Below are 21,856 nucleotides of genomic sequence, written 5' to 3' on the forward strand. Positions count from 1 at the left end.
CTCTGATATCGGATATCGAAAAATAAAAAAGGCGCCACCTGATAAGGTGACGCCCAACGGGGGGGAGTTACGCCAAGGCCTGATGTGAGGAAAAGTGTATGGGTCTGAATGCGGAGTCGTGAGTGGCTCACACATGCATCACGTCATCTCGACGTTCCCATCAGGTTCAGCACATGGGTACAGCGTGATATCATGCTCTTGATGGTCCATCTGAAGGGAAACCTGTATGGCGAGGTGTGGTGAGGCATGCAGCTGTAGCTCCCATTCTTGCAGTGCCATCACGGCCTCTTCGTGGCGCATCGCGGCCCATTGCACCCGGTAACTCTCCGCATGCTGGCCGAACCAGAATACGTGCTCAGTACAGGGAGGATGATGCTCTTCAATCAGCGTCAGGCTGGAGAAGCTACTGACGATCCAACGACCGCATTGCCAAGTTAGAGTACAGGTTGTGTTGGGGAGGTTGGCGAGGACTGCTGCAGGCGCCTGCGTCTCGCTCTCGCAATGCCCATGTCCCGCCAGGGTCACCAATGCCGTCTGCCCTTGCATGAGTACCTCCGGCGATATAGCGAGGCTGACAAGCGCTTGCGTCATCCAGGTTTGAAACAGCGCCTCGGTATTGGCAGACAGGGTCAGTAAGGCAGGCATGTGTATGGTGGTATCAACGTGATTATTCATCGATGTCCTCCGGGCTCATCCACCAATGGCCAAGGAGACTACCTAACAGGATGGCTCCACCGAGCCAGGGATTGCCGCCAGTGGCACGGACGGCGGCCAATAGCCACCATGATACTTGCGGGCTGTGACTGACCCCCTCAATACACCATTGCACAAAGTGCTCGCAGTTATTGAACGCCGGGTGATAGCACTGCTCTCCTTGGCGCCGATAGGCTCGGAGCATCGCTTCATCAGAAGAAAAGTGGGGACGCGGGTGCGTGATGACCCTGATGCGACGGCCTTGAGCAAACTCCGCCAGCGGCACGCACTCAATACCCGCAAACTCGCTAGTTTCGGACGAGCTGGCACTCGCGCCTCCTGCATAATGCATCACGAGTCCCTGACCAAGATAAAGACCGTGATGACGAAACCCCAGACGCGGGCTTACCAGATGGTCACCGGGGTATAAATCCGGAGATAACAACATAGAGATTTTTCCTTTAATGCCGACACCACGAGTGTCAGATAGAAATAAATACGGCACTCTGAAATCAGAGTGCCGTAATAACGGATGAGGAGGTAATGTCACTGACTACCCATCAATTAGGCGCCAATATAACGTTGGACCGATGGTGAAAATGGCGAAGCAGATGCCCCCGATAATTAACCGCTGAATGAACTGACAAATAGCATTATCAGACTTAAATATTTTAACTAAGACGAACCCCCAAAAGAGGATGCCAAGGATGGACGCAATGATATGCATAAAAATCCCCAGTGGATAGTGCTTGGAGTTAATGGTCCGTTTTTGGACAGATAATGTAGAGAAGAATATAAATACTCAGAGGGATCATTGCCCACCCTATGACTGAATGGGTTACGTTGCTCACAATCAATTTTGCACCATTTACAGCAGCAAGCATTGGTGAGAAAGCCACTAACGTGACTATCAATTTAATAGCTGTTGTCACAGCGTTACAATTTCTTCTAAATAAAAACAATGAAGCAATCAATCCGACAATAATTAATGGCGTAGTCATGGTGGCCTTATCCTTGTTTTAAACTAATCGATGCGCCGTGATATGCGTCTCTCAGCATATGGTAATATCTGCCTTCCTCGCCAAAATCAACCCCGACTTTGGCATGCAACATGTTTTTCAATAGGTCAGCGTCGTAATTATCTTTCTGCACCGGAAATATCTGACGATGGGTGCCATCTTGCCATGTCAGTTCAATCACACTTCCTGGAAGAGAAATTACACCCTGCGGGCTTACATTAAATATAAATACATAATTTATTGAATGAAGGCTGGCATATTTTTCACGTTCATCTTCATGAATTCCATTAAGGCTAAATTTTTCTTCGTCAAATTCAATCTGAAGGCTAGTTATATCGCATTGTATTCTTCCTACTCTAAGGCTAGCGTTATAATAATACTTCACCCCTTTAGGGCAAGCCTCCCATCCAGACGCAAATTCACCAAAGGTTTTATTTACTCCTAAGTACGCAAAGCTATAGTTCTTCATGGCTTCAATTTCAGGGGCTTCAGTCACATAGCCTGCAAATAGCTTAGCATCCACGGCTTCTGCTGTTGGTTTACGTACAAAGTGTTTAGGCGTGGGGGCTGTCATTAAAAAAACAGCAATATAAACGAAAGTGGCAAGAATAGGATGCATTTTGTTTTACCTTTTTTAAATCGGCTGAGTTAATTCCAAAATGATTCCTTAGTTTGTTCTGCTGTCGAATTTGTATTATTTGTACGTTCGGTCTTATCTTGTTTAGTGCCAACGTGTTCTGTAACATTATCCATTACTGTACTAGACTCAGAGGTTTCTTCTATAGGCGTACATTTTAGAGCCATTAAATATGTTCCAGTAACAAAGCTGTCTTTAGCATCGAACTCAATTTCTTTGCGCTGTAACACCTCACAACTACGTTCTTCGAAAATAAATGAATCGCGATAACCACTCATTGCTTCGAGATATGCTTTGTTGTCGCCAGCGATGCCTTTTTGAATACCACTTGGAAGTATTGAGCTCACAGTGCTGCAATCATGGCCATCATAAGCACAATCAGCGAGGTCAGTTCCTTTGTACAGGTCGACAGTCATCACATGGTTGGTTCCCTCCGCAGGGAATTTCTCATCCCCCCAGAAATAATAACCAAGGACAATGGCACAAATTATAACAGATAGTTTTTTAAACATTTCCAAAATCACCTTGAAGTTAATATGTTTATATTTTGTTGAAAAAAGCCAAGACAAATATTACTAGCAGTATCCACCCAACAGGCTCACTCAGCATGCTAAAGAGCACTGGCCCAACAAGAAATACGCTACAGAGCAATACCAATAAAACATTCATCATTATCTCTTGCAGTGCTTATTTCTGGTTGCAGCTAGGAGGTGGGTTTTTAACCCAACACGTTTTTGCTTGATTGACATCAGACACCAGCCCACCTTTGGTGTTTGACACTTTAGGGTCAATTGCACCATGTAACCGAAGCTGATATATATTGGGGTAGGTTTTAGTATCCGCCTCAAGTTTGCAATAGGTCTTCCATTCTGCGGCTATATTTTTATTCGTCGCTTCGAGCCTTCCGCTTGCTTGCAACTTGCGATAGTAAGATTTTTGGTCCTTCATACATTGTTCGTATACTGACTTATGTTTTAGATTGTTTTTCGCACTGGCTTCTTTGCTACACTCTTTTTGTATTTTTTGAAAGAAGGCTTTTGTTTCGGCCCGAGGCTTCCCTTCATTCATCATTTCATGATATTGAGGTTTTCTCATCGATATACAGTCATCGAATATTTTATTCGCCGCAACATTACAAGATACCAAAAATAAAGAGGCGATAGTAAGAAAATATTTTGACATAATTAAAACACCTAAATTCTATTTTATTGAGTGAAGTCATGACCCCTGTATATAGAGATGCAAAATACCTCATTACTCAGGCAGCATGGTGTCATGTCTTGGCCAGTATTTTTGATACAAATCGCCGCCACCTCTTATAGATAAGTGGCGGTAGTGGCACCCAATGAATTACACCAATAACTTTCTTGAAATACCACCAAAATCACACTCAGTCAGAGTAAATCAGTTATGATTCAACAAGAAATAAATAGGGAGATATACATATTTATTTCTGTTTCAAACGGGAAAGGCTATCCAAAGCATAACTATCTCCTTGCTCAGCAGCTTTTTTATACCAGAACGTGGCCTGAGCGAGATCTTTATGGATGCCAAATCCTTTTGCGTACATGTGGGCGAGTGAGGACTGGGCTTCTACATGCCCCTTCTGCGCAGCTTGCAAGTACCATTTTACGGCTTGCTTATTGTCATGACTTACGCCTTCGCCATTATGATACAGTTCTGCTAGTGCATATTGTGCCATTGCATGTCCTTGCTCTGCCGCTCTACGATACCAATTTGCAGAAATCAAAGGATGGCTGTTTTCGTTAGCGTGAAATTGATGCTGAACACCTAGTTGGTATTGAGCCTCCATATGGCCTAGTTGAGCAGCTTCAAGCAAGAGCGCCATAAAATTTTTTCTTTCTTTTGTGGCCAAGGCCAATTGGTACTGTTTTTCGGCATATGCTTGATCATGGGGTGTAAGCTCTTTTCTTTCATTTACAATTGGTTTTCCAGTCATTGTCTCTACTGCCGCCTCGCCAACAAGCTTGGCGACTTCACCGATGCCAACAAGCTTCGCTAGCCCCCTCAAATCACCGAAAAGCCCCATGTTACTCTCCATTAACCCCATAAGTGTTATTGCCTTCAATTTACAACCACAAGATTCTTTTATCAACTTTTTTGCACGGTAGGCTATCTATCACAACCTTTGTGATTGGTGTTGATATGCAACAATGAGTAAGCTCACTTCAACAGATGTCGATACGCTACTGGGAAAACGGATCCAGCAGAGGCGTAAAGAGCTTGGGATCTCTGCCGCGCAGCTAGCAGAAGCATTAGGTTTCTCTCAACAACAGCTGTCACGTTATGAAAGGGGATTGAACCGGATCAGTGCCACGTTGCTTGTAGATGTGGCGGGTCTGCTCGATACCCCGGTCGAGTGGTTCTTGCTCGATTGTCCTACCAAGCTGACAGCCATTGTTCAGCCTACTCAGTCACTGCCCTATGGACCAGAGAAGGGCCTGAAGAAGCGGTTAGACCAGCAGTGGTCGTCACTCACGTTGGAAAAGCAGCAAGCCTTGGTGCAATTTTTAGATGTTTATTAAATGACGATAACAACAAGAGAGGGAGGCCGTCAGCCTCCCTCTCTTGTCTCTGCCCGGCGGCATGCACGGCATACGGCATGGCGTTTGCACGAAGCCACACCCAGAGAGGGCATCACTGCAGCAGGGTGAGTGCCTGGTTGAGGGCCTGGGCTTTGAGGTGGGCCCCCTGACCGAACCAGGCAGAATCGAGACGGTAGTCCTGACTGCGTGCCCGGCGATGATGGTCCACATACTCAGTCACCGCATTGACCAGTCCCCAGGCGGTATGGCGGGCACTGGAGAGCTCTGAGCCCATCCCAGCACCCTGATAGAGTTCGTTCAACCGCTGTACTGGACGGGTCAGGATGATGCTCTCCTCATCCCGTGGTTGTGCCAGCAGGTCACTGAAGAAAAGTAATGCCTCCTCGGGAGCGACGGGACGTGCCGCCAGCGCCTGAGTCTGGGTTTTGAACTCATCCCAATGAGAGAGCCCCACCCCCAGCGACGCCTTTACTGCTGCTGCATCAAATTGCGTCGAGTGGGGTACCTTGATAGCCCCTGTACTGCCACGCAGAGCCATCTGCAGGGTGTTATTGCACACCACTCGAAGGGAGGTGAATTGCGCCGTGGTACAGAGGGTGCCGTCGCAACTGGTGGCGAGCAGCAGATAGGATTTGACCACATCCCCGCCCTTGAGACGCATGTCCTGACCGGTTTTGGCCAAGGCCCACAATTTGCGGCCGCCTTTGAGTGACCCGGCGGTTTCCAGCTCGAAGCCACCGGCGTCTACTAAATCCTGATAGAAATGCAGCACTTCGTGGGGTTGCACCACGTTATAGCGCTGGGACACCACAGACAGGGGGTCCAGGGTATCGGAGCGATACAAGACCTTGCTGCCAGCAAACGGGCGCAGGTGCGGGGTATCGGAGGCGACGTTAAACATCACCTCGCTCTGTTCAATGGTCCAGTCCATGCCGGCGGCCTGGAGCCAGGTATCGAGGGATTGCTGCGGGGGTAACAGATTGCCTAGGCCATGCCAGGGGGTTTGGCCGGTGTAAGCCATGGTATCGATAAGGTGAGCCATATGTTCTCCAAGTGACGTGGATACAGGGAAAGTCCTGCAGATTCATGGAGGTGATATATGGCTGTAATATTTTTAAACTGCAGTCTTGGCAACGTCTAGCTCATACCGTGTGGGAGTTGTGCTCGATATGGTTTCAGTATGTTGAGATAGATGAGCTACAAGTCAGGAGGGGATCACAGACTTTCTGTGAGTAGTGGCTAAGTGGGGGCGATTCACCCGACCTACTTTTTGCAAAAAAGAACGCCAACGATACGGTTGGCGTTTTGTCAGGAGGCCAGATCTAGATTATTTCAGGTCAAAACGGTCGTTGTTCATGACCTTGACCCAGACATTGACGAAGTCACGAACGAACTTCTCCTTGCCATCTTGCTGGGCATAGACTTCGGCGTAGGCACGTAATACTGAGTTGGAACCAAACACCAGATCAACCCGGGTGGCGGTCCACTTTACCGCGCCGCTCTGGCGATCAACGATCTGGTAGCTGTTGCGGCCAGTCGGCTTCCAGCTATTAGACATGTCGGTCAGGTTGACGAAGAAGTCGTTGCTGAGAACTCCTACTCGGTCGGTGAAGACACCGTGCGCCGAGCCACCATGGTTGGCGCCAAGTACTCGCATGCCGCCTACCAGCACTGTCATCTCGCGGGCGGTCAGTCCCAGCAACTGTGCACGATCGAGCAACATTTCCTCCGGCTGCACCTTGTAGTGCCCCTTCTGCCAGTTGCGGAAGCCATCGTGTAGCGGTTCGAGGAAAGCAAGCGACTCGGTATCAGTTTGTTCAGCGCTCGCATCTCCACGGCCTGGCGCAAAGGGTACGTTGATCTCAACACCGGCTAGTTTGGCTGCCTGCTCCACAGCCGCGCTACCGCCCAGAACAATCAGGTCAGCGAGGCTTACCGGCTTGGCCAAGGTGGTCTGCAGGGCGAGCAGGGCATTGAGCACCTTCTCGAGACGGGCCGGCTCATTGCCTTCCCATTCATTCATCGGTGCGAGACGGATACGGGCACCGTTGGCACCACCGCGGAAGTCTGAACCGCGGAAGGTGCGGGCACTGTCCCATGCGGTGATGATCAACTCAGCGGGGGCTACGCCACTGGCCAACAGCTTGCCTTTAAGCTCGTGGATCTCCTCGTCAGAGAGTTGATAATCCACGGCTGCTACCGGATCCTGCCACACCAGCACTTCGTTCGGCACTTCAGGACCGAGGTAACGACTGCGTGGTCCTATGTCTCTATGGGTCAGTTTGAACCAGGCGCGGGCAAATACGTCGGAGAATAGTTCCTGATCGGCAGCAAATCGCGCGGAGATTCCCCGATAGGCAGGATCAAAGCGCAGGGCCATGTCTGCATCGGTCATGATGGGATTGCAGCGAAGGGAGGGGTCTTCCACATCCACCGGGCGATCATCTTCCTTGATGGAGACAGGTTCCCATTGCCAGGCGCCTGCCGGGCTCTTCTTGAGCCACCAGTCGTGGCCCAGCAGCATCTTGAAGTAGCCGTTGTCCCAACGGGTCGGGTTGCTGGTCCAAGCCCCCTCAATACCGCTGGTAACAGTGTCTCGGCCGATACCTCGGGCTTCATGGTTCATCCAGCCCAGCCCCTGCTCATGCACGTCAGCTCCCTCGGGGGCTGGCCCCAAACGGGCGGCGCTGCCATTACCATGGGCTTTACCGACAGTGTGACCACCGGCTGTCAGGGCGACGGTTTCTTCGTCGTTCATTCCCATGCGGGCAAAGGTGACTCGCATGTCTTGTGCCGTCTTGAGCGGATCCGGATTTCCATCCACCCCTTCCGGATTGACATAGATGAGGCCCATCATCACTGCTGCCAGTGGGTTTTCCAGATCCCGCTTACCGCTGTAACGGCTACCGTCACTGCCGCTCGGTGCCAGCCACTCTTTCTCAGAACCCCAGTAGACATCCTTCTCCGGATGCCAGATGTCCTCACGACCGCCGGCAAAGCCGAAGGTCTTGAGCCCCATGGACTCATAGGCTACGTTACCAGCCAGGATCATCAGGTCTGCCCAGGAAATCTTGTTGCCGTATTTCTGTTTGATAGGCCATAGCAGGCGACGAGCCTTGTCCAAGTTGCCGTTGTCAGGCCAGCTGTTAAGGGGAGCGAAGCGTTGGTTACCGGTGTTGGCTCCGCCGCGTCCATCGGTAGCACGGTAACTGCCTGCTGAGTGCCAAGCCATGCGGATCATCAACCCACCGTAATGGCCCCAGTCGGCCGGCCACCAAGGCTGGCTATCGGTCATCAAGGCGCGGAGGTCTGCCTTGAGGGCATCGAAGTCGAGGCTGTTAAAGGCTTCGGCATAATTGAAAGACTCATCCATCGGATTTGTCTTGTTGTCATGTTGGTGCAGGATGTCGAGGTTGAGGGCATTGGGCCACCAAACTTGATGATCCTGGCTGGCGGAAGTAGTGGCTCCGTGTGCAAAAGGGCATTGACCAGCCCCACTAGCGTGTTTGTCCATTTAACTATGTCCTCTTAATTAACATGGTGACGGTGAAACTGTTCACTTCGCTTCTGAAATCAATTTAACTCTTTAATAGGGTATTGAACATAAGGTTAAAACGTTGAGATCAATCGGCAATGGCGATTGAAAACCTATTTTTATACAGCATGTCGCCTTTTATTTCTTCCTAGAGATTGAGTTAGCTCACAGAAATTCCCGTCAAAGATGCGGCTCTCTCGCTCGCCGAGCTGGTGACTGAAGCGTTGAAACACGGATGATAGTTGACTTGTAGGGGGATCAGGCCTTGCGCCTTGCCTCTGTATTTATAAGCCATGATTGAAAACTATTAAGTGCATGGTTCGGCCTTTATCGTGGGTATTTAATTAACTTTCTATGGGGTAGTGTCAAATCAAGCAATTGAAATAAGTTAAATATTGTTGATCTATGTCAAGATCTAGTTACGGTTTTTTTTGGGGGGGTATCAATAGATTTTCTCGATGGTGGCAATAGATAATTAGTGCGCCCTCTCACCACATAAGTGCTTTATTATAGTGAGAATTGGAGGTGAATAATGATTATCTATGGTAAATATGGCGGCGCAGCGCTTCGAGCCGTGCACTTGATGGTGCAGAAAAACTATGATCATATAACTGCGTGGGATATGGCAATACTCGAAGCATTCGGGACGCTCTTGGGTGCAAAGCAGTATAAGAACAACCCTAAGGTTACATTCTTGACTCTCTGCAGTTTGGGGAGCATACGTTGTATTATGCCAATCCACTATTCGGCTGCGATAAAGACCAAAAAATATGTTATAACTGCACTTGAAATCCTTTCCTATAAAGATAAATCAACACCCATTAACCCTGACGATTTGTGGCAAGAGGTGATCGCTGCTTGCGATGCAACTGCTTCATTGAAGCATAATAATCAGATGGATGTAGTCTTGACGCTATGGTATGCAAATATTCTGAAAAATAACTGGTCTAGTGATAGTGATGAGTTGGATCTCAGTTATGAATTGATATGAGATCCATTCGTTATAAAAACCAAGGTGATAGCACCTTGGTTTTCCACATCATTTTATTTTGGTTAATGATCCACTATCAGAGTGCGAAAATGGCTTGCCATAAACCTGCAGGCTGGTTGTCTGGTTATACTTGAGCTTATTTTCTTCAGAGAAGTCTAGTGTCATAATAAAGTCAGTTGTTGTGTCATTTGCTGACATATAGCTACTCTCGGCGATACCACGTTTACCTGTTTTAAAATCTATTTTGTTACCCGCTTTACCTTCGGTAACCACACAAACTGCACGTGGGATACAGTATGAGTTGTAGATCACTTGATTGTTTTTATCATAAATCAGGTAACCGCGCTGGTCATGGAATTTTCCGTTGTCGCTCTTTCTAAATACTTCCTGCTTGTAATACATTGCGACCAAATACTGGTCGCTGGCATTTTTTGCATCTGCAGCAGGTTCGAAGGTAATCGTTTCATAGAATGGCTCGACAGCTGGTCCTCCCTTGCCGGCCTTACTTCCCTCTTGCCCTGGTGCAACATCAATACCACCTGTATCCGTACTTTTCCATGTTCCTGCCAGTTGAGCCAGCGGTCCAAAATCCAAGCTGTTGATCATGGTTTCTGACTCAGCATACACCAGACTCGAACTAGCAAGTAAAATGGCAGGTATTACATATTTACTCATTAAACACCTCAGTCAAAATTAGTAATTTGTTTTTACCGTTACTTAAAAACAGACTAACTTTAAAAATGATGAGGTTTATGGTCAATGATGACTGTTTATTAATATCTGTTTTTGTGAGGTGTGATATGTTTTGCACACTTATAAAAACCATTTTTTGATTTGGCTCAATATTTTTCCTGTGCTAAAAATGACTGGCAAATTTAGATCAATTTTTTGTTTTCGGCTCTGCCTTACGTGATTTATGTATGTGAAAGTATTGTTTTTGGTCTATGCGAGATTTACTGCTGTGATAAAAATAATGCAGACGTTTACTTTAATTAATGCATGAATTTTAGGCTGTCCTGTAAATTTAGGCTATTACTAGGCGATAATTACACTGTCCAGCTCGAAGCCACGGTAATCCCCCCATTTTTAGGGGCAGTCAAAAGTAGAGATCATGCGGCCTTTGCCAGATGCTGCTTTGGCGTGTAGCCATCCAGCGCCATATTTGGCCGCTCATGGTTATAAACCCACTGCCAGTTCGTTGCAAACGCCTGTAGCTCATGGAGTGATTCAAATAGGTAATGGCTCAGCCAGTCGTAGCGGACCGTTCGGTTAAACCGCTCGATGTAGGCATTCTGCTGCGGATTGCCGGGCTGGATATAACTCAGTGCAATCCCTTGCCGCTTTGCCCAGCTCTGAAGCTCTTCACTGATGTACTCCGGGCCGTTATCGCAGCGAATGGTGGTGGGTTTCCCTCGCCACCCGATCACCTGCTCCAGTGCCCGTTTGACTCGTGACGAAGGTAAAGAGAAATCCACCTCGATGCATAGTGCTTCACGGTTGAAGTCGTCGCTCACATTAAATAGGCGCACCGAACGCCCATCGCTGAGCTGGTCATGCATGAAGTCCATCGACCAGCAGCAGTTGGGCTGGTCGGGCACCGCCAGCGGCTCTGGTTTGGCACGCACCAGCCGCTTCTTTGGTCTTATCCGCAGATTAAGTTCAAGTTCCCGATAAATCCGGTACACCCGTTTGTGATTCCAGCCAAACCCTTTGACGTTACGCAAGTAGAGAAAGCAGAGCCCGAAGCCCCAGTTGCGCTGGCTGGCCGTGATACGCAACAGCCAGTCGGCAATATCCTGGTTTTCATCGGCCAGCACGGGCTGGTAGCGATAGCAGCTCTCGCTGACCTTGAACGCTATGCAAGCCAGGCGAATGGATATGGCGTGGCGGGCCACGGCCTTGGTCGCCATCTCCCGGCGGGCAGATGGCGTCACCACTTTTTTGCCATGGCCTCGGTGATGATCTCGGCCTTGAGGCGTTCCTCGGCATACATCTTCTTGAGTCGGCGGTTTTCGTCCTCCAACTCCTTGAGGCGAGCCATGAGGGAGGCATCCATCCCGCCAAATTTGGAGCGCCACTTGTAGAAGGTGGTCGTGCTGATGCCATGCTCGCGACAGAGCTCCGGGACGGGGGAACCGGCCTCGGCCTGTTTGAGAATGGCGATGATCTGGGTATCGCTAAAGCGTGATGTTTTCATGTAGAACCTCCTGCATTTAAGGTACGGGAAAATTCTACTTATGAGCACCCCGGTTTTTCGGGGGGATTACCATCCGACTGCTGGAATGTCATGTTTTCTAGATAGGAATGAATAAAGATTACCGACTCTATTATCAAACCTGATGTGCGAATATTTTTTTGCTTTTGTTTTTAATCTAAAGTGATGAAGTATTAGTGATATCTTTGAAATGACTTCAAGCTCATTGCTGAACTTGACATCCCATGACACTACTCTGTCTATTATAGAACTCAGCTCTTCTGTGCTCATAGAGTAACAGATAACACTCAGCGTTTCGTTGATAGTCATAAAATTGTCATGCGAAGGCTCGGACACTCCATTTAGATGCGATGTATAGTTGAATATGTAATTTTTACATATTAAAAATACGCATAAAATTACATAGCAACTTCAAAAAACTATTGAGACTGTATTGTGGCTAATTAATTTTCGGAAAAACATTAATTGGATCTGAATGAGTTCTTTTTTTGTGGTGAATGGTGTTATTCAGGCGGGTGTGTCTGGGTTGTTATGTTGATTTAGTGTTGTTAAATTGAAGTTTTGGTAAATTGACCATCAGTTGATGCCAAGACTCTCACGAGCTTCGGCTATTTCCATCACATGAAGGTTGCTATTTGGTCTCATGTGGGCGTGAATTTATAGCAGGCCTCATCCTGTAACTCGAAAAACTCGACATTACTCATCGTCTCTTGTCGCGTTTCAGCGAGAGGTAGTGGCCATGTTTATAGAACGATGCCATCGCGCAGCCTGTCAAGCCGGGTGCTGGCCTCCTCGGCCTTCCCATCCTCTAGGGCATCCAGTAACGCCAGCACATTATCGGTGCTGCCGCGCTTCGCTTGCCGGCCCCTCAAAACCGAGTGACAGGCACGTTAGATGCCGTTTTGGGGAGGGCGACCATTCCATTAGTTTGTTTATCGCGCTCACATACGCCATCACTTCACCACCGCCTCAGTTAGTTCCATTCAAACCACATCGACGTCATAAAAAGTCCATGCGGCACCTCCATCAATTTAAAGTTCCACAACTTGTAATATTTAATTAATGGGTTCAGTCAAGATTCAGGTTTTATGTTTGAACAATGAGTGACGGTAAATTTAAATATGGTTTTTTTGAGCCCCGTCATCGCATTTCATGACTTAATATTGCGCCTCCCCTTAACTCTTTGATTAGTTCGACATCAAATAACGCACTTCGTTAGCGTGCGCCACTCCTGTCTGTTTTTTTGTTCATTTTAAATTCATTTGTTTGGCATTAGCTTTTTATGATAAAGCTTAGCCTGGCGTAGATATTGTGGAGTTACATAATGGCAATATTAGGATTTAGTGTTTTCTTTTTTAATTTCCCCATTCGAGAGAGTGATTCTTTGTTTTTTGTTAATTAGTACTGCAAAGGTGATTTTCACTAAAAAAGAAGGGGTGCTGTTTGTTAGCAACACTCTTAATGTTAAAACTCTTTGAGATGAAACATATGAACTCACAGCAAGCATTACCTGGCATTTTCAATCGAGTTAACCAACTCGGCATTACTTCATTGTTCGAACTGGCCGGTCAGTCGTTCACTGAAATACGCCGGCGGGTCAACAGCGTCCTGAGCTACAAGGAAACTCGTCTGCTACACAGTGCGGTACAGCAGCAGGCATTGGAAAATCACCTCTATGAGGCGCGCCTGCTGACTCGACGCAACCCCTTGCTGCAAAATGCAGTTCGGTTGGGTATATCCACACCTAAAGCTGCACTGCGCGATTACGACAGCATGTTCGGTGGCCGTAGCAGTGATTTTGTTGCGCCGGGTTCGGTAGCCTCCATGTTTTCACCCGCGGCCTATCTGACGGAGCTATACCGTGAAGCGTCTGCGTTGCGCCCCCCCTCATCTATTTATCACCTGGAGCAACGCCGACCAGACCTGCAGGCATTGACGCTGAACCAACAGAATCTCGAGCAATCGCTATCCGTGCTGGATTTATCTAACGAATTGCTCATGGATGGTGCGAAAACCGACCTGGCCACTGACGAACTGGGAGTGCTAACGCATTTGTCGACCTGGCGTCATAGTGGTATGACCCCCTATCACGCTGCATTTGAGCGCGTGCGCCAGGCCGTACTTGCCAAAGACGGTGTCAATTGGCCGGTAGAGACTGCACCCGATGTGATGAGCCTCATGTCGAGTGCTTCACTATTGGGGATGAACTCAGGTTTTTCGCCGGAGCTATACGCCATCCTGACTGAAGCCATCACCCCAGAGAATGCTGTCGAACTGTATTCTCTGAACTTTGGCGCAATGACGACGCAGTCACTGATGAACATGCAGGCCCTGAGCGATTATTACGCGGTAGACTATGAATCGTTGCAATATTTTATCGACGCATTCGCCACATCATATAACGACCAAGATTATCAGAATGATATCCTTACCTACGCAGCTGTCGAAAATGATGGCGACATCAACATTCAGCAAATAACGCGCACCTACCTAGATAGTCCAGAAACTTTCACCTATGTGAAGCTGTTGCCAATCTCAGGTAGCAGTTATGATTTACTGTACAATTTTTCGCAGGTGCCCGCCGATACCGTGCAACTCGATATCAAATTGAATGGGCAGGTTATTTTTTCTGATGCAAGCGCCGCGCCATTGGCTGAAGAGGAGTACCGCATTCGTATCGCCATGTCGGAAAGTGACGTTGCAAATGTTGAATTTATCTTCTCGGATCCCCAAGTAATTCTAGTCGAAGCCTCAGCTAACTTCGTATTTTCCGATGTGTCCCCAGAGTATTTTCTGCTGCAAATGAATAAGTGGGTGCGGCTGTATCAGGCGACAACTCTTGCCCCCATTGAACTTGAGCGCGCAGTGAGTAGCCCTCAATCCAACCCAGCGTCATACCCAATAGATTCAGTGACTAGCTATTCGGATTCCAGTATATCTACTAGCGGAATTGCTCTTCCCGATGGGGGCTGGGTCACCTTTTGGTTATTCCAAAATGGAGGTGCAAGGAACCTCTACCAAAGGTACTACTCCGCACAGGGCGAGCCGCTCAGTAGTGATGTACTCATTTCAGAAAACAACGTTGACACTCCGCCTTTCACTCCTTTTGGGGCAGCTCTGGCTAGCGGTGGGTGGGTTGTATGTTGGACAGATATAACCGGGGGCGCACTCAAGGCATTTCAGCAACGCTATGATGCAGCAGGCTTGCCCGTCGGCGTAAGCGTACAGGTCACACCTAACGTTCATTGGGTAGAGAACATCTCGATTTCTGGGTTAATCGATGGGGGTTGGGTGGTTGCATGGGAGGTGGCTGAAAACATCTATCAGCAGCGATTCGATCTCAATGGCGTGGCTATCGGCGGGCCACAGCGGGTCAGTGAGAGTGCCCCGCAGGAGCAATATTTAGGAAGCATGGGACAAAGTATTACATCTCTAGTAGATGGTGGGTGGATAGTCACTTGGGGGGACCACAATCAGGAATTTGTACGTTTTCAACGTTATGACATGGCTGGCAACGCCATGGGTGAAAATATAGCGGTGAATAATATCCTGGTGAGCGCTTTCCCATCGATCTCGACGCTGAATGATGGTGGGTGGGTCATCGTATGGGCTGATGGCAACGATATATACCAACGACGCTATGATCATGCCGGCGCCCCTGTTGGGGTCGAAATAGTAGTCAATACGACACCGGCTGTAGTTGACGATGGGCATAGTGTCAGCGCATTAATTGACGGTGGTTGGGTGGTCGCATGGAAGTATATGTCCGGCATCCTTCAGCAATACTTTGATGCTGATGGTGTACCCGTGGGAGGGGAGTCTCAAGTTACGCACAGCAAGGTGGAACTAAATGAAGGTAGCCCCACCATTGTCTACCTGTTTGGGCTGGCGGATGGCGGCTGGATAGCGACCTATTGCGGCAATCCGGTGGATTCTACTCAACAGCTGGTAAACGTTTACCAGCAGCGATTCCATGGCATCACATCTATTGACCAAGGTGGGAGCAATATTGACGCCTTGGCACTGCGCCGCGTGGCCGAGATGCAGCTCTATATAGAGCGCTACGGCATCACCCCTGAAAAAGCCTTGACATTGTGCAATGCACCCATTTCCGAGCGCACCTTCGGTCACGAACAGAGTCAGTTCGACCGCCTGTTCAATGCACCGCCACTCAACGGCTTCGAATTCACTGCCGATGGCACTAGCATTGACCTGAATCCCGGTAATGCCAGCGATAACCCTCGCAAGGCGGTACTGGCGCGCGCCTTTCGGGCCGATGACGTATCACTCTATCGTCTGCTCAAAATCGTGGATTACAGCGACAGCGATGGCCTTATCCCCAACGACATTGAACACTTATCTGATTTGTATTTGGCGAGTTTGCTGGCCGACGTACACGGCCTGAGTATCGAAGGCTTGGCCTGGATGCTCAAGGCGCTAGGTGAGGACGGGACCCAGCTCCGTGGCATCCAGGATGCCGACTTGCGTCGCCTGACACTGCGTCTTCACGGTGCGGTGCGTAGCCTGACGACACTTAAGTGGGATGCTTATCAGCTGTTCGTGATGACAACGACCGAGTACGCCACCACGCTGACACCGGAAATCCAGAACCTTATCGATACCCTCATCGGTAGCTTGCACGACACCACGTTGACCGATGCTGCCCTGATTGATGCCATGGCCCCCCATGTGGCGGCCCTGCTACGCCTGAGCTCATTGCCTGCTGCAGTCTCGCTGCTCACCTGGACTGACCAACTGCAGCCGGCCGGTCTGAGCGTCGATGCGTTTTGGACGGCAATCAAAGCGGGGGGAACACCGCCGCCTGAGGCAGTCCAGTTCAGCCATGCGCTGGCACAACTGGCGCTAGTGCTCCAATCTACCGGACTCGATGACAGCTCACTGCGTGTCTTAGCGACGGAGCCAGCCAAGTTGGTCACCCTGCCCACTGGCATAACCGTCGCACCACACGATGCCAGCACGCTGCTGCAACTGGGTGCCTATATGACCTGGGCACACCAGTTGGGGGGCGATGCGGCCACTGCGCTGAGCGCGCTGAACGCAGGCACATTGACCCCCGCGATGGTAGCGCAAGCAATGGGGCTGGACCCACATTCGTTAGCGCAAGCCGCCGAACAAGCGTTTGCGCACGAACAAATCACCTCGGCCGGTCTGTTATTGTCATGGCCAGAGATTGAGAGCGTGCTGCAGTGGGTTCATTTGTCTGATGGCCTGGGGGTGGCGCCGCAAGCCTTGTCAGATTTTCTGGCACTGGATTATTTGAATACCGCACCGCCAGCACTCGCCTATGGCGACTGGGACATGGTTGCCACCAACTTGACGGCAGGTGTCGCTCTACAAAAAGCCTCCACCTTTGAGGGGGGGATGGATGAAGCGCTGAGTGCGGCACTGACCGCGTATTATTTGCGTGAAATCGCCAATCCGACGCTGGGGTTGACCAGTCGCGACGACCTCTATCGCTATCTGTTGCTCGACAATCAGGTCGGCAGCGCGGTGATGACCACTCGCATCGCCGAAGCCATTGCCAGTGTGCAGCTTTATATCAATCGGGCGCTTGACGGTGCTGAGACCGATGTCGACAGCACGGTGTTGTCGCGGCAGTTCTTTACCGACTGGAGCCGCTACAACAAGCGCTACAGCACCTGGGCTGGCGTATCGCAGTTAGTCTACTACCCGGAAAACTACATCGACCCGACCGTGCGCACAGGCCAGACGGTTATCATGGATGCGTTGCTGCAGTCCATCAATCAGTCACAACTGACCGATGAGGCGACCGAGGGGGCCTTTGATAATTATCTGGCCAATTTTGAGCAGGTGGCGGACCTGAAGGTGCTGAGTGGCTACCATGACCACACTGACAATTTGCAAGGACTGACCTATCTGGTAGGCCACCGCCGTGGCAATGCCCAGGACTACTACTGGCGCAGCCTCAACCACAACCTGGCGCAGAGTGGTACCTTCCCGGCCAATGCTTGGAGCGATTGGCGCCGCATTGACGGAGGCGTAAACCCCCATCAGCAGGTTATCCGCCCGGTCGTGCGCAACGGGCGGCTCAGTCTGGTGTGGCTGGAGCGTATAGAGCAGGCCGAAGACAGCAGTGGCAGCGTAGTGCGCAGTTATGCCCATGTGCTGAAACTGGTGCAACAACACTATGATGGCTCCTGGTCGACACCGCAGAGTTATCCTGCGGACGGTTATCTGGCAGATATAGGGCTTATTGACGAGGAGGTCCCCGGTCTCTATTGCGCAGAGGACCCGACAAAACAGGCCATTGTGGTGATGCTGTACAAGCGTCAAACCGATCCGCTTACTGCGCCAGTGGCGGGCTTTTCGGTTGGGGTGGATTTAGCTGAAATTGAATTGGATGCGGATGAAGCCCTGCGGTATCTCGGTAGTGCCTACTTTCAGATGGATACCGACACGTTGCGGCGCATTAATAACCGCTTTGTTGACTATGCTGATGGGTACGCCTTTACGCTACCCGAATCAATTGACATGTCCACCTCGTCGGGTTATGGCGCCGCTATTCTTAATGGTCGGTCTCTTTCCACATTGTCTAATGGATACATTGGCAACATCAGCTGGTCTGGCTCTGACGTTCAACGCGACATCACCATCGCACCTGTCGTGCGTATGAAATATGCGTTAAGTCCGGTGGAAAACCCTTCAACAAGGGACCGTTATTCAGCAGAACAATTTGAAACCCTGATGACCACCCCTACGACGGGGTTCGATTATCACTTTCCGGAATATGAGTCTTCAGAAGCAGACCTGTCTGTGATGTCAGGGCTTGTACGGTGGAGCTCCGTCGATGCCGCTCATATCTCTTTAAGACAACAATCGGTGTCGTCCCCCTCAAATCCAACGGAGTTTTGGACCTTTGTGGAGGGCGCTAATGGAAAGCTGGATGATTATGTTTTCATGGCGGATCCTGGCTATTCTGCTCATTACAATTTCATACTTGTAGACACAGGTTTGCCACTTTTATCGCATTACTGTGAATGTCCCGCCTTCGAGGTGCGTAATATATATCGTTTTGGTTCTAACGACGCTCGGACGGACCTGGCCATCACCCCCGCAACAGTCCGCATCACCTTTAAAACCAATGGCGACCCACAAGAGCAGTATGGGACCGGCTATGTCTCATCTCCCCCTGCACAGAGCTGGGGTGGCATGGAGTTTGTTTTTAACCCGATAACCTTTGACGGCACGCTCATTAATTTTGATGCCGAGAACAAGGGTAGCATTGAGGTGGTCTTTGAGGCCTTCTTTATCGAGGGAGCTCTGGCTGGCAGCGAGACGTTCCACATTCCGGCCTACCGTTTCCCCGCGGCAACTCAGCCAGGGCAAGCACTGGCCCTGCTTGACACCACCGACCATGCCCAGTATCTGCAGTGGGGGCCCTATCGCACCCGCCTCAATACCACCTTTGCCCACCAGTTGGTGGCGCTGGCGGCAAAAGGACTCGACAGCATTCTGGCCCTGTCCACCCAAAGTCTGCCTGAGCCGCAACTCGGCCATGGCGGCTATGTCAGTGTTACGCTCCCTCCCTATGACAGTACCCTACATGGCAGTGAACGCGGCGTGCGCCTTGAGTTGTTTGACGCCAGCGCGCCGGGGGAGGAAAAGTACTTCGCGTTTGCCGATGTCACGCTGAATGAGGCGCCGCAAACACTGTCGCTGTTTGTGCCCGTGTCGCAAGAGGCGCAAGGGGACCCAGGCAATTTCCCGGTCGCGGTAAATAGCGGACTGAATTTCTATATGGTCTGCGCAAACGGACGCATCAAGACGGGCTATTTGGTGCTAGACACCGCGACCCTACAGCTCCTCTCGTTTACCAAGGAGCCCACATGGAACGGGGCGCGCGACCCCGATGTGGTGGTCATGCCAACTTATGTGGAGCCGATGGATTTCACTGGCGCGAATGCACTCTACTTCTGGGAGTTGTTCTACTACACCCCGATGCTGATTGCGCAGCGACTGCTGCTGGAGCAGCAATTCGATGAGGCGCAGCGCTGGCTGGAGTTTGTCTGGAAACCTTCCGGCTATCTGGTCGATGGTGTGTTGCAAAAGGACTACTGGAATGTACGGCCGTTGTTGGAAGACACCAGCTGGAACAGCGTGCCGCTAGACTCGACCGACCCGGATGCTGTGGCGCAGCAAGACCCGATGCACTACAAGCTATGTACCTATATGCGCACCTTGGATTTGTTGCTGGCGCGGGGTGACCAAGCCTATCGTCAACTTGAGCGCGATAGCTTGAACGAAGCCAAGATGTGGTATGCGCAGGCGCTGCACTTACTCGGTGACCAGCCTTACGTCCCGATGGGCGGCCTCTGGTCCGAACCCAGTCTCGGTGAGGCGGCCGACGACACGGTGCAGCAGGCCTTGCACCAGGGGCTGGCCGCGTTGCGCCAAGGCGCGGCTCCCGAACAACACACCGCCAATTCGCTCACATCCCTGTTCCTGCCACAGGCCAACGAGGCATTACTGACCTACTGGCAGACGTTTGAACAGCGGTTGTTCAATCTGCGGCACAACCTGTCTATTGACGGCCAGCCGCTGGCGTTGCCGGTATACGCCATGCCAGCAGACCCCGCCGCGCTGCACAATGCCGCAGTGGCATCAGCGCTCGGCACCCCAGCCTTGCCGGCGGCTTACCTTCCCCTATGGCGCTTCCCGCAGATGCTGGAAAATGCCAAGGCCATGGTCAGTCAGCTGAGTCAATTCGGGGCGACGTTGCTGTCAGTCCGGGAGCGCCAAGATGCTGAGGCGCTGAACGCCCTGCTGCAAGGGCAGGCCAAGGAGCTGATGCTGCTCAGTATTGACATGCAAAATCGCACCATTGCCGAGCTGGATGCCGAGCATGCGTCGCTGACGCAGGCGCGGCGTGGAGCACAGCAACGCCTGGACAGTTTCACCCGGTTGTACGAGGAAAACGTCAACAGTGGCGAAACGGCGGCCATGGCCCTTTACATGGCCTCTTCGGTGGTGACGACAGCGGCGACAGGGTTGCACATGGGGGCAGCTGCGCTGGAGATGGTGCCCAATATCTACGGTCTTGCCGTGGGTGGCGCCCGTTATGGTGCCCTGCTCAATGCCGCGGCAATTGGTTCCCAATTGGCATCGTCCGCGATGCAAACGTCCGCGGGCAAGATTGCACAGTCCGAAATATACCGCCGCCGCCGCCAGGAGTGGGAAATACAGCGTAATAACGCTGATGCAGACGTTGCTCAATTCGATGCACAGCTGCAAGGCAATGCCTTGCGCCGAGAAGCCTCGGTGATGCAGAAGCACTATCTGGAGAGCCAACAACAGCATATCCAAGCGCAGCTGGCGTTCTTGCAGAGCAAGTTCAGCAATCAGGCATTGTACAGCTGGATGAATGGCCGTTTGTCGGCACTCTACTTCCAGCTCTATGATTTGACCGTGGTTCGCTGCCTGCTGGCTGAGCAGTCACTGCGTCATGTCACAGCCGATGCCTCGATAAGCTTCGTCAAACCGGGTGCCTGGCAGAGCAGCTATGCTGGCCTGCTGACTGGCGAGACGTTGTTGCTGAATCTGGCCCAGATGGAAGATGCCTACCTCAAGTGGGATGAGCGGGCACTAGAGGTGACGCGCACCGTCTCGCTATCTGATTTCTATGAAAATATGTCGCTCGACCCGTTTGTTCTGGATGAGGAGATCGACAAGCTGCTGACAACGCCCGGCAGTGCGGGGACCGACACCAGCGGCATTAGCGTGGTCAGTGACACCAGCCTGCCCAACGGCAGATTGTCTGTCCGCATCACCTTAAGCGAGCTGGGTATTCGCAACGATTATCCAAGCGACATGCAACTGGGTGAGGTGCGGCGCATCAAGCAGCTCAGCGTCTCGCTGCCAGCCTTAATTGGTCCCTATCAGGATATTCAAGCGACGCTGACCTATGGCGGCAGCACAAGCATGCCGCTGGGCTGTAATACGCTGGCGGTCTCTCACGGCCTAAATGACAGCGGCCAATTCCAGCTGGACTTCAACGATGGCAAATTCCTGCCTTTCGAAGGTATTGCCATCGATGACCCCGGTCTGCTAACGCTGACGTTCCCGAACGCCACAGCGAAGCAAGAGCCCATGTTGCGGAGTCTGAGCGACATCATCCTGCACATTCGTTACACCATCCGTTCGTAATCTGAGATAGGGGA

General features: G+C 50.8%; 14 protein-coding genes. 3 read left to right on the top strand and 11 right to left on the bottom strand.

Features of this window, described 5'->3' with window-relative positions; translation table 11 throughout:
• Positions 1–138 precede the first annotated feature (138 nt).
• The 7 genes from KW821_RS07430 to KW821_RS07460 form a co-directional block, all read right to left on the bottom strand.
• Positions 139–675 (bottom strand): hypothetical protein, encoded by a 537-nt coding sequence (locus tag KW821_RS07430; RefSeq protein WP_218290980.1) that lies wholly within the window; start codon positions 673–675, stop codon positions 139–141.
• Positions 668–1,141 carry a lecithin retinol acyltransferase family protein gene (locus KW821_RS07435; RefSeq protein WP_218290981.1) on the bottom strand — a complete coding sequence of 158 codons (474 nt, stop codon included), beginning with the start codon at positions 1,139–1,141 and terminating at the stop codon, positions 668–670. The genes KW821_RS07430 and KW821_RS07435 overlap by 8 nt, the downstream gene beginning before the upstream one ends.
• A 307-nt stretch (positions 1,142–1,448) precedes the next feature.
• Positions 1,449–1,694 (bottom strand): hypothetical protein, encoded by a 246-nt coding sequence (locus KW821_RS07440; protein WP_218290982.1) that lies wholly within the window; start codon positions 1,692–1,694, stop codon positions 1,449–1,451.
• Positions 1,695–1,701: 7 nt separating this feature from the next.
• Entirely contained in the window at positions 1,702–2,331 is a 630-nt protein-coding gene (locus tag KW821_RS07445; protein WP_218290983.1) for a hypothetical protein, read from the bottom strand.
• 29 nt (positions 2,332–2,360) lie between these two features.
• Positions 2,361–2,861 carry a hypothetical protein gene (locus tag KW821_RS07450; RefSeq protein WP_218290984.1) on the bottom strand — a complete coding sequence of 167 codons (501 nt, stop codon included), beginning with the start codon at positions 2,859–2,861 and terminating at the stop codon, positions 2,361–2,363.
• Between the two features lie 175 nt (positions 2,862–3,036).
• Positions 3,037–3,531, bottom strand: coding sequence for a hypothetical protein (locus tag KW821_RS07455; protein WP_218290985.1), 495 nt, complete (start codon positions 3,529–3,531; stop codon positions 3,037–3,039).
• Between the two features lie 265 nt (positions 3,532–3,796).
• Positions 3,797–4,399, bottom strand: a complete 603-nt coding sequence (locus KW821_RS07460; RefSeq protein WP_218290986.1) for a tetratricopeptide repeat protein — start codon at positions 4,397–4,399, stop codon at positions 3,797–3,799.
• A gap of 124 nt (positions 4,400–4,523) precedes the next feature.
• On the opposite strand from KW821_RS07460, the gene KW821_RS07465 reads away from it, so the two are divergent.
• Entirely contained in the window at positions 4,524–4,895 is a 372-nt protein-coding gene (locus KW821_RS07465) for a helix-turn-helix domain-containing protein (RefSeq protein WP_218290987.1), read from the top strand.
• A 112-nt stretch (positions 4,896–5,007) separates the two neighbouring features.
• Here KW821_RS07465 and KW821_RS07470 read toward each other — a convergent pair whose 3' ends face one another.
• Complete coding sequence (locus KW821_RS07470) at positions 5,008–5,958, bottom strand: DUF932 domain-containing protein (RefSeq protein WP_218290988.1); 951 nt, start codon at positions 5,956–5,958, stop codon at positions 5,008–5,010.
• Between the two features lie 285 nt (positions 5,959–6,243).
• Positions 6,244–8,430 carry a catalase/peroxidase HPI gene (gene katG / locus KW821_RS07475; RefSeq protein ID WP_218290989.1) on the bottom strand — a complete coding sequence of 729 codons (2,187 nt, stop codon included), beginning with the start codon at positions 8,428–8,430 and terminating at the stop codon, positions 6,244–6,246.
• A gap of 553 nt (positions 8,431–8,983) precedes the next feature.
• On the opposite strand from katG, the gene KW821_RS07480 reads away from it, so the two are divergent.
• Entirely contained in the window at positions 8,984–9,442 is a 459-nt protein-coding gene (locus KW821_RS07480; RefSeq protein WP_256353377.1) for a hypothetical protein, read from the top strand.
• A gap of 48 nt (positions 9,443–9,490) precedes the next feature.
• Here KW821_RS07480 and KW821_RS07485 read toward each other — a convergent pair whose 3' ends face one another.
• Both KW821_RS07485 and KW821_RS07490 read right to left on the bottom strand, forming a co-directional pair.
• Positions 9,491–10,117 (bottom strand): heme-binding beta-barrel domain-containing protein, encoded by a 627-nt coding sequence (locus KW821_RS07485; protein WP_218290990.1) that lies wholly within the window; start codon positions 10,115–10,117, stop codon positions 9,491–9,493.
• Positions 10,118–10,551: 434 nt separating this feature from the next.
• A protein-coding gene (locus KW821_RS07490; protein ID WP_218290991.1) for an IS3 family transposase occupies positions 10,552–11,639 on the bottom strand; the annotation gives its coding sequence in 2 pieces (ribosomal slippage) (positions 10,552–11,387 and positions 11,387–11,639; 1,089 coding nt in all).
• Between the two features lie 1,461 nt (positions 11,640–13,100).
• Between KW821_RS07490 and KW821_RS07495 the strand changes: the two genes are divergently transcribed.
• The gene (locus KW821_RS07495; RefSeq protein ID WP_218290992.1) at positions 13,101–21,842 is read left to right on the top strand and encodes a neuraminidase-like domain-containing protein; all 8,742 of its coding nucleotides are present in this window, start codon (positions 13,101–13,103) and stop codon (positions 21,840–21,842) included.
• Positions 21,843–21,856 lie beyond the last annotated feature (14 nt).

The organism is Aeromonas sp. sif2416, assembly GCF_019218665.1.
Taxonomy (GTDB): domain Bacteria; phylum Pseudomonadota; class Gammaproteobacteria; order Enterobacterales; family Aeromonadaceae; genus Aeromonas; species Aeromonas encheleia.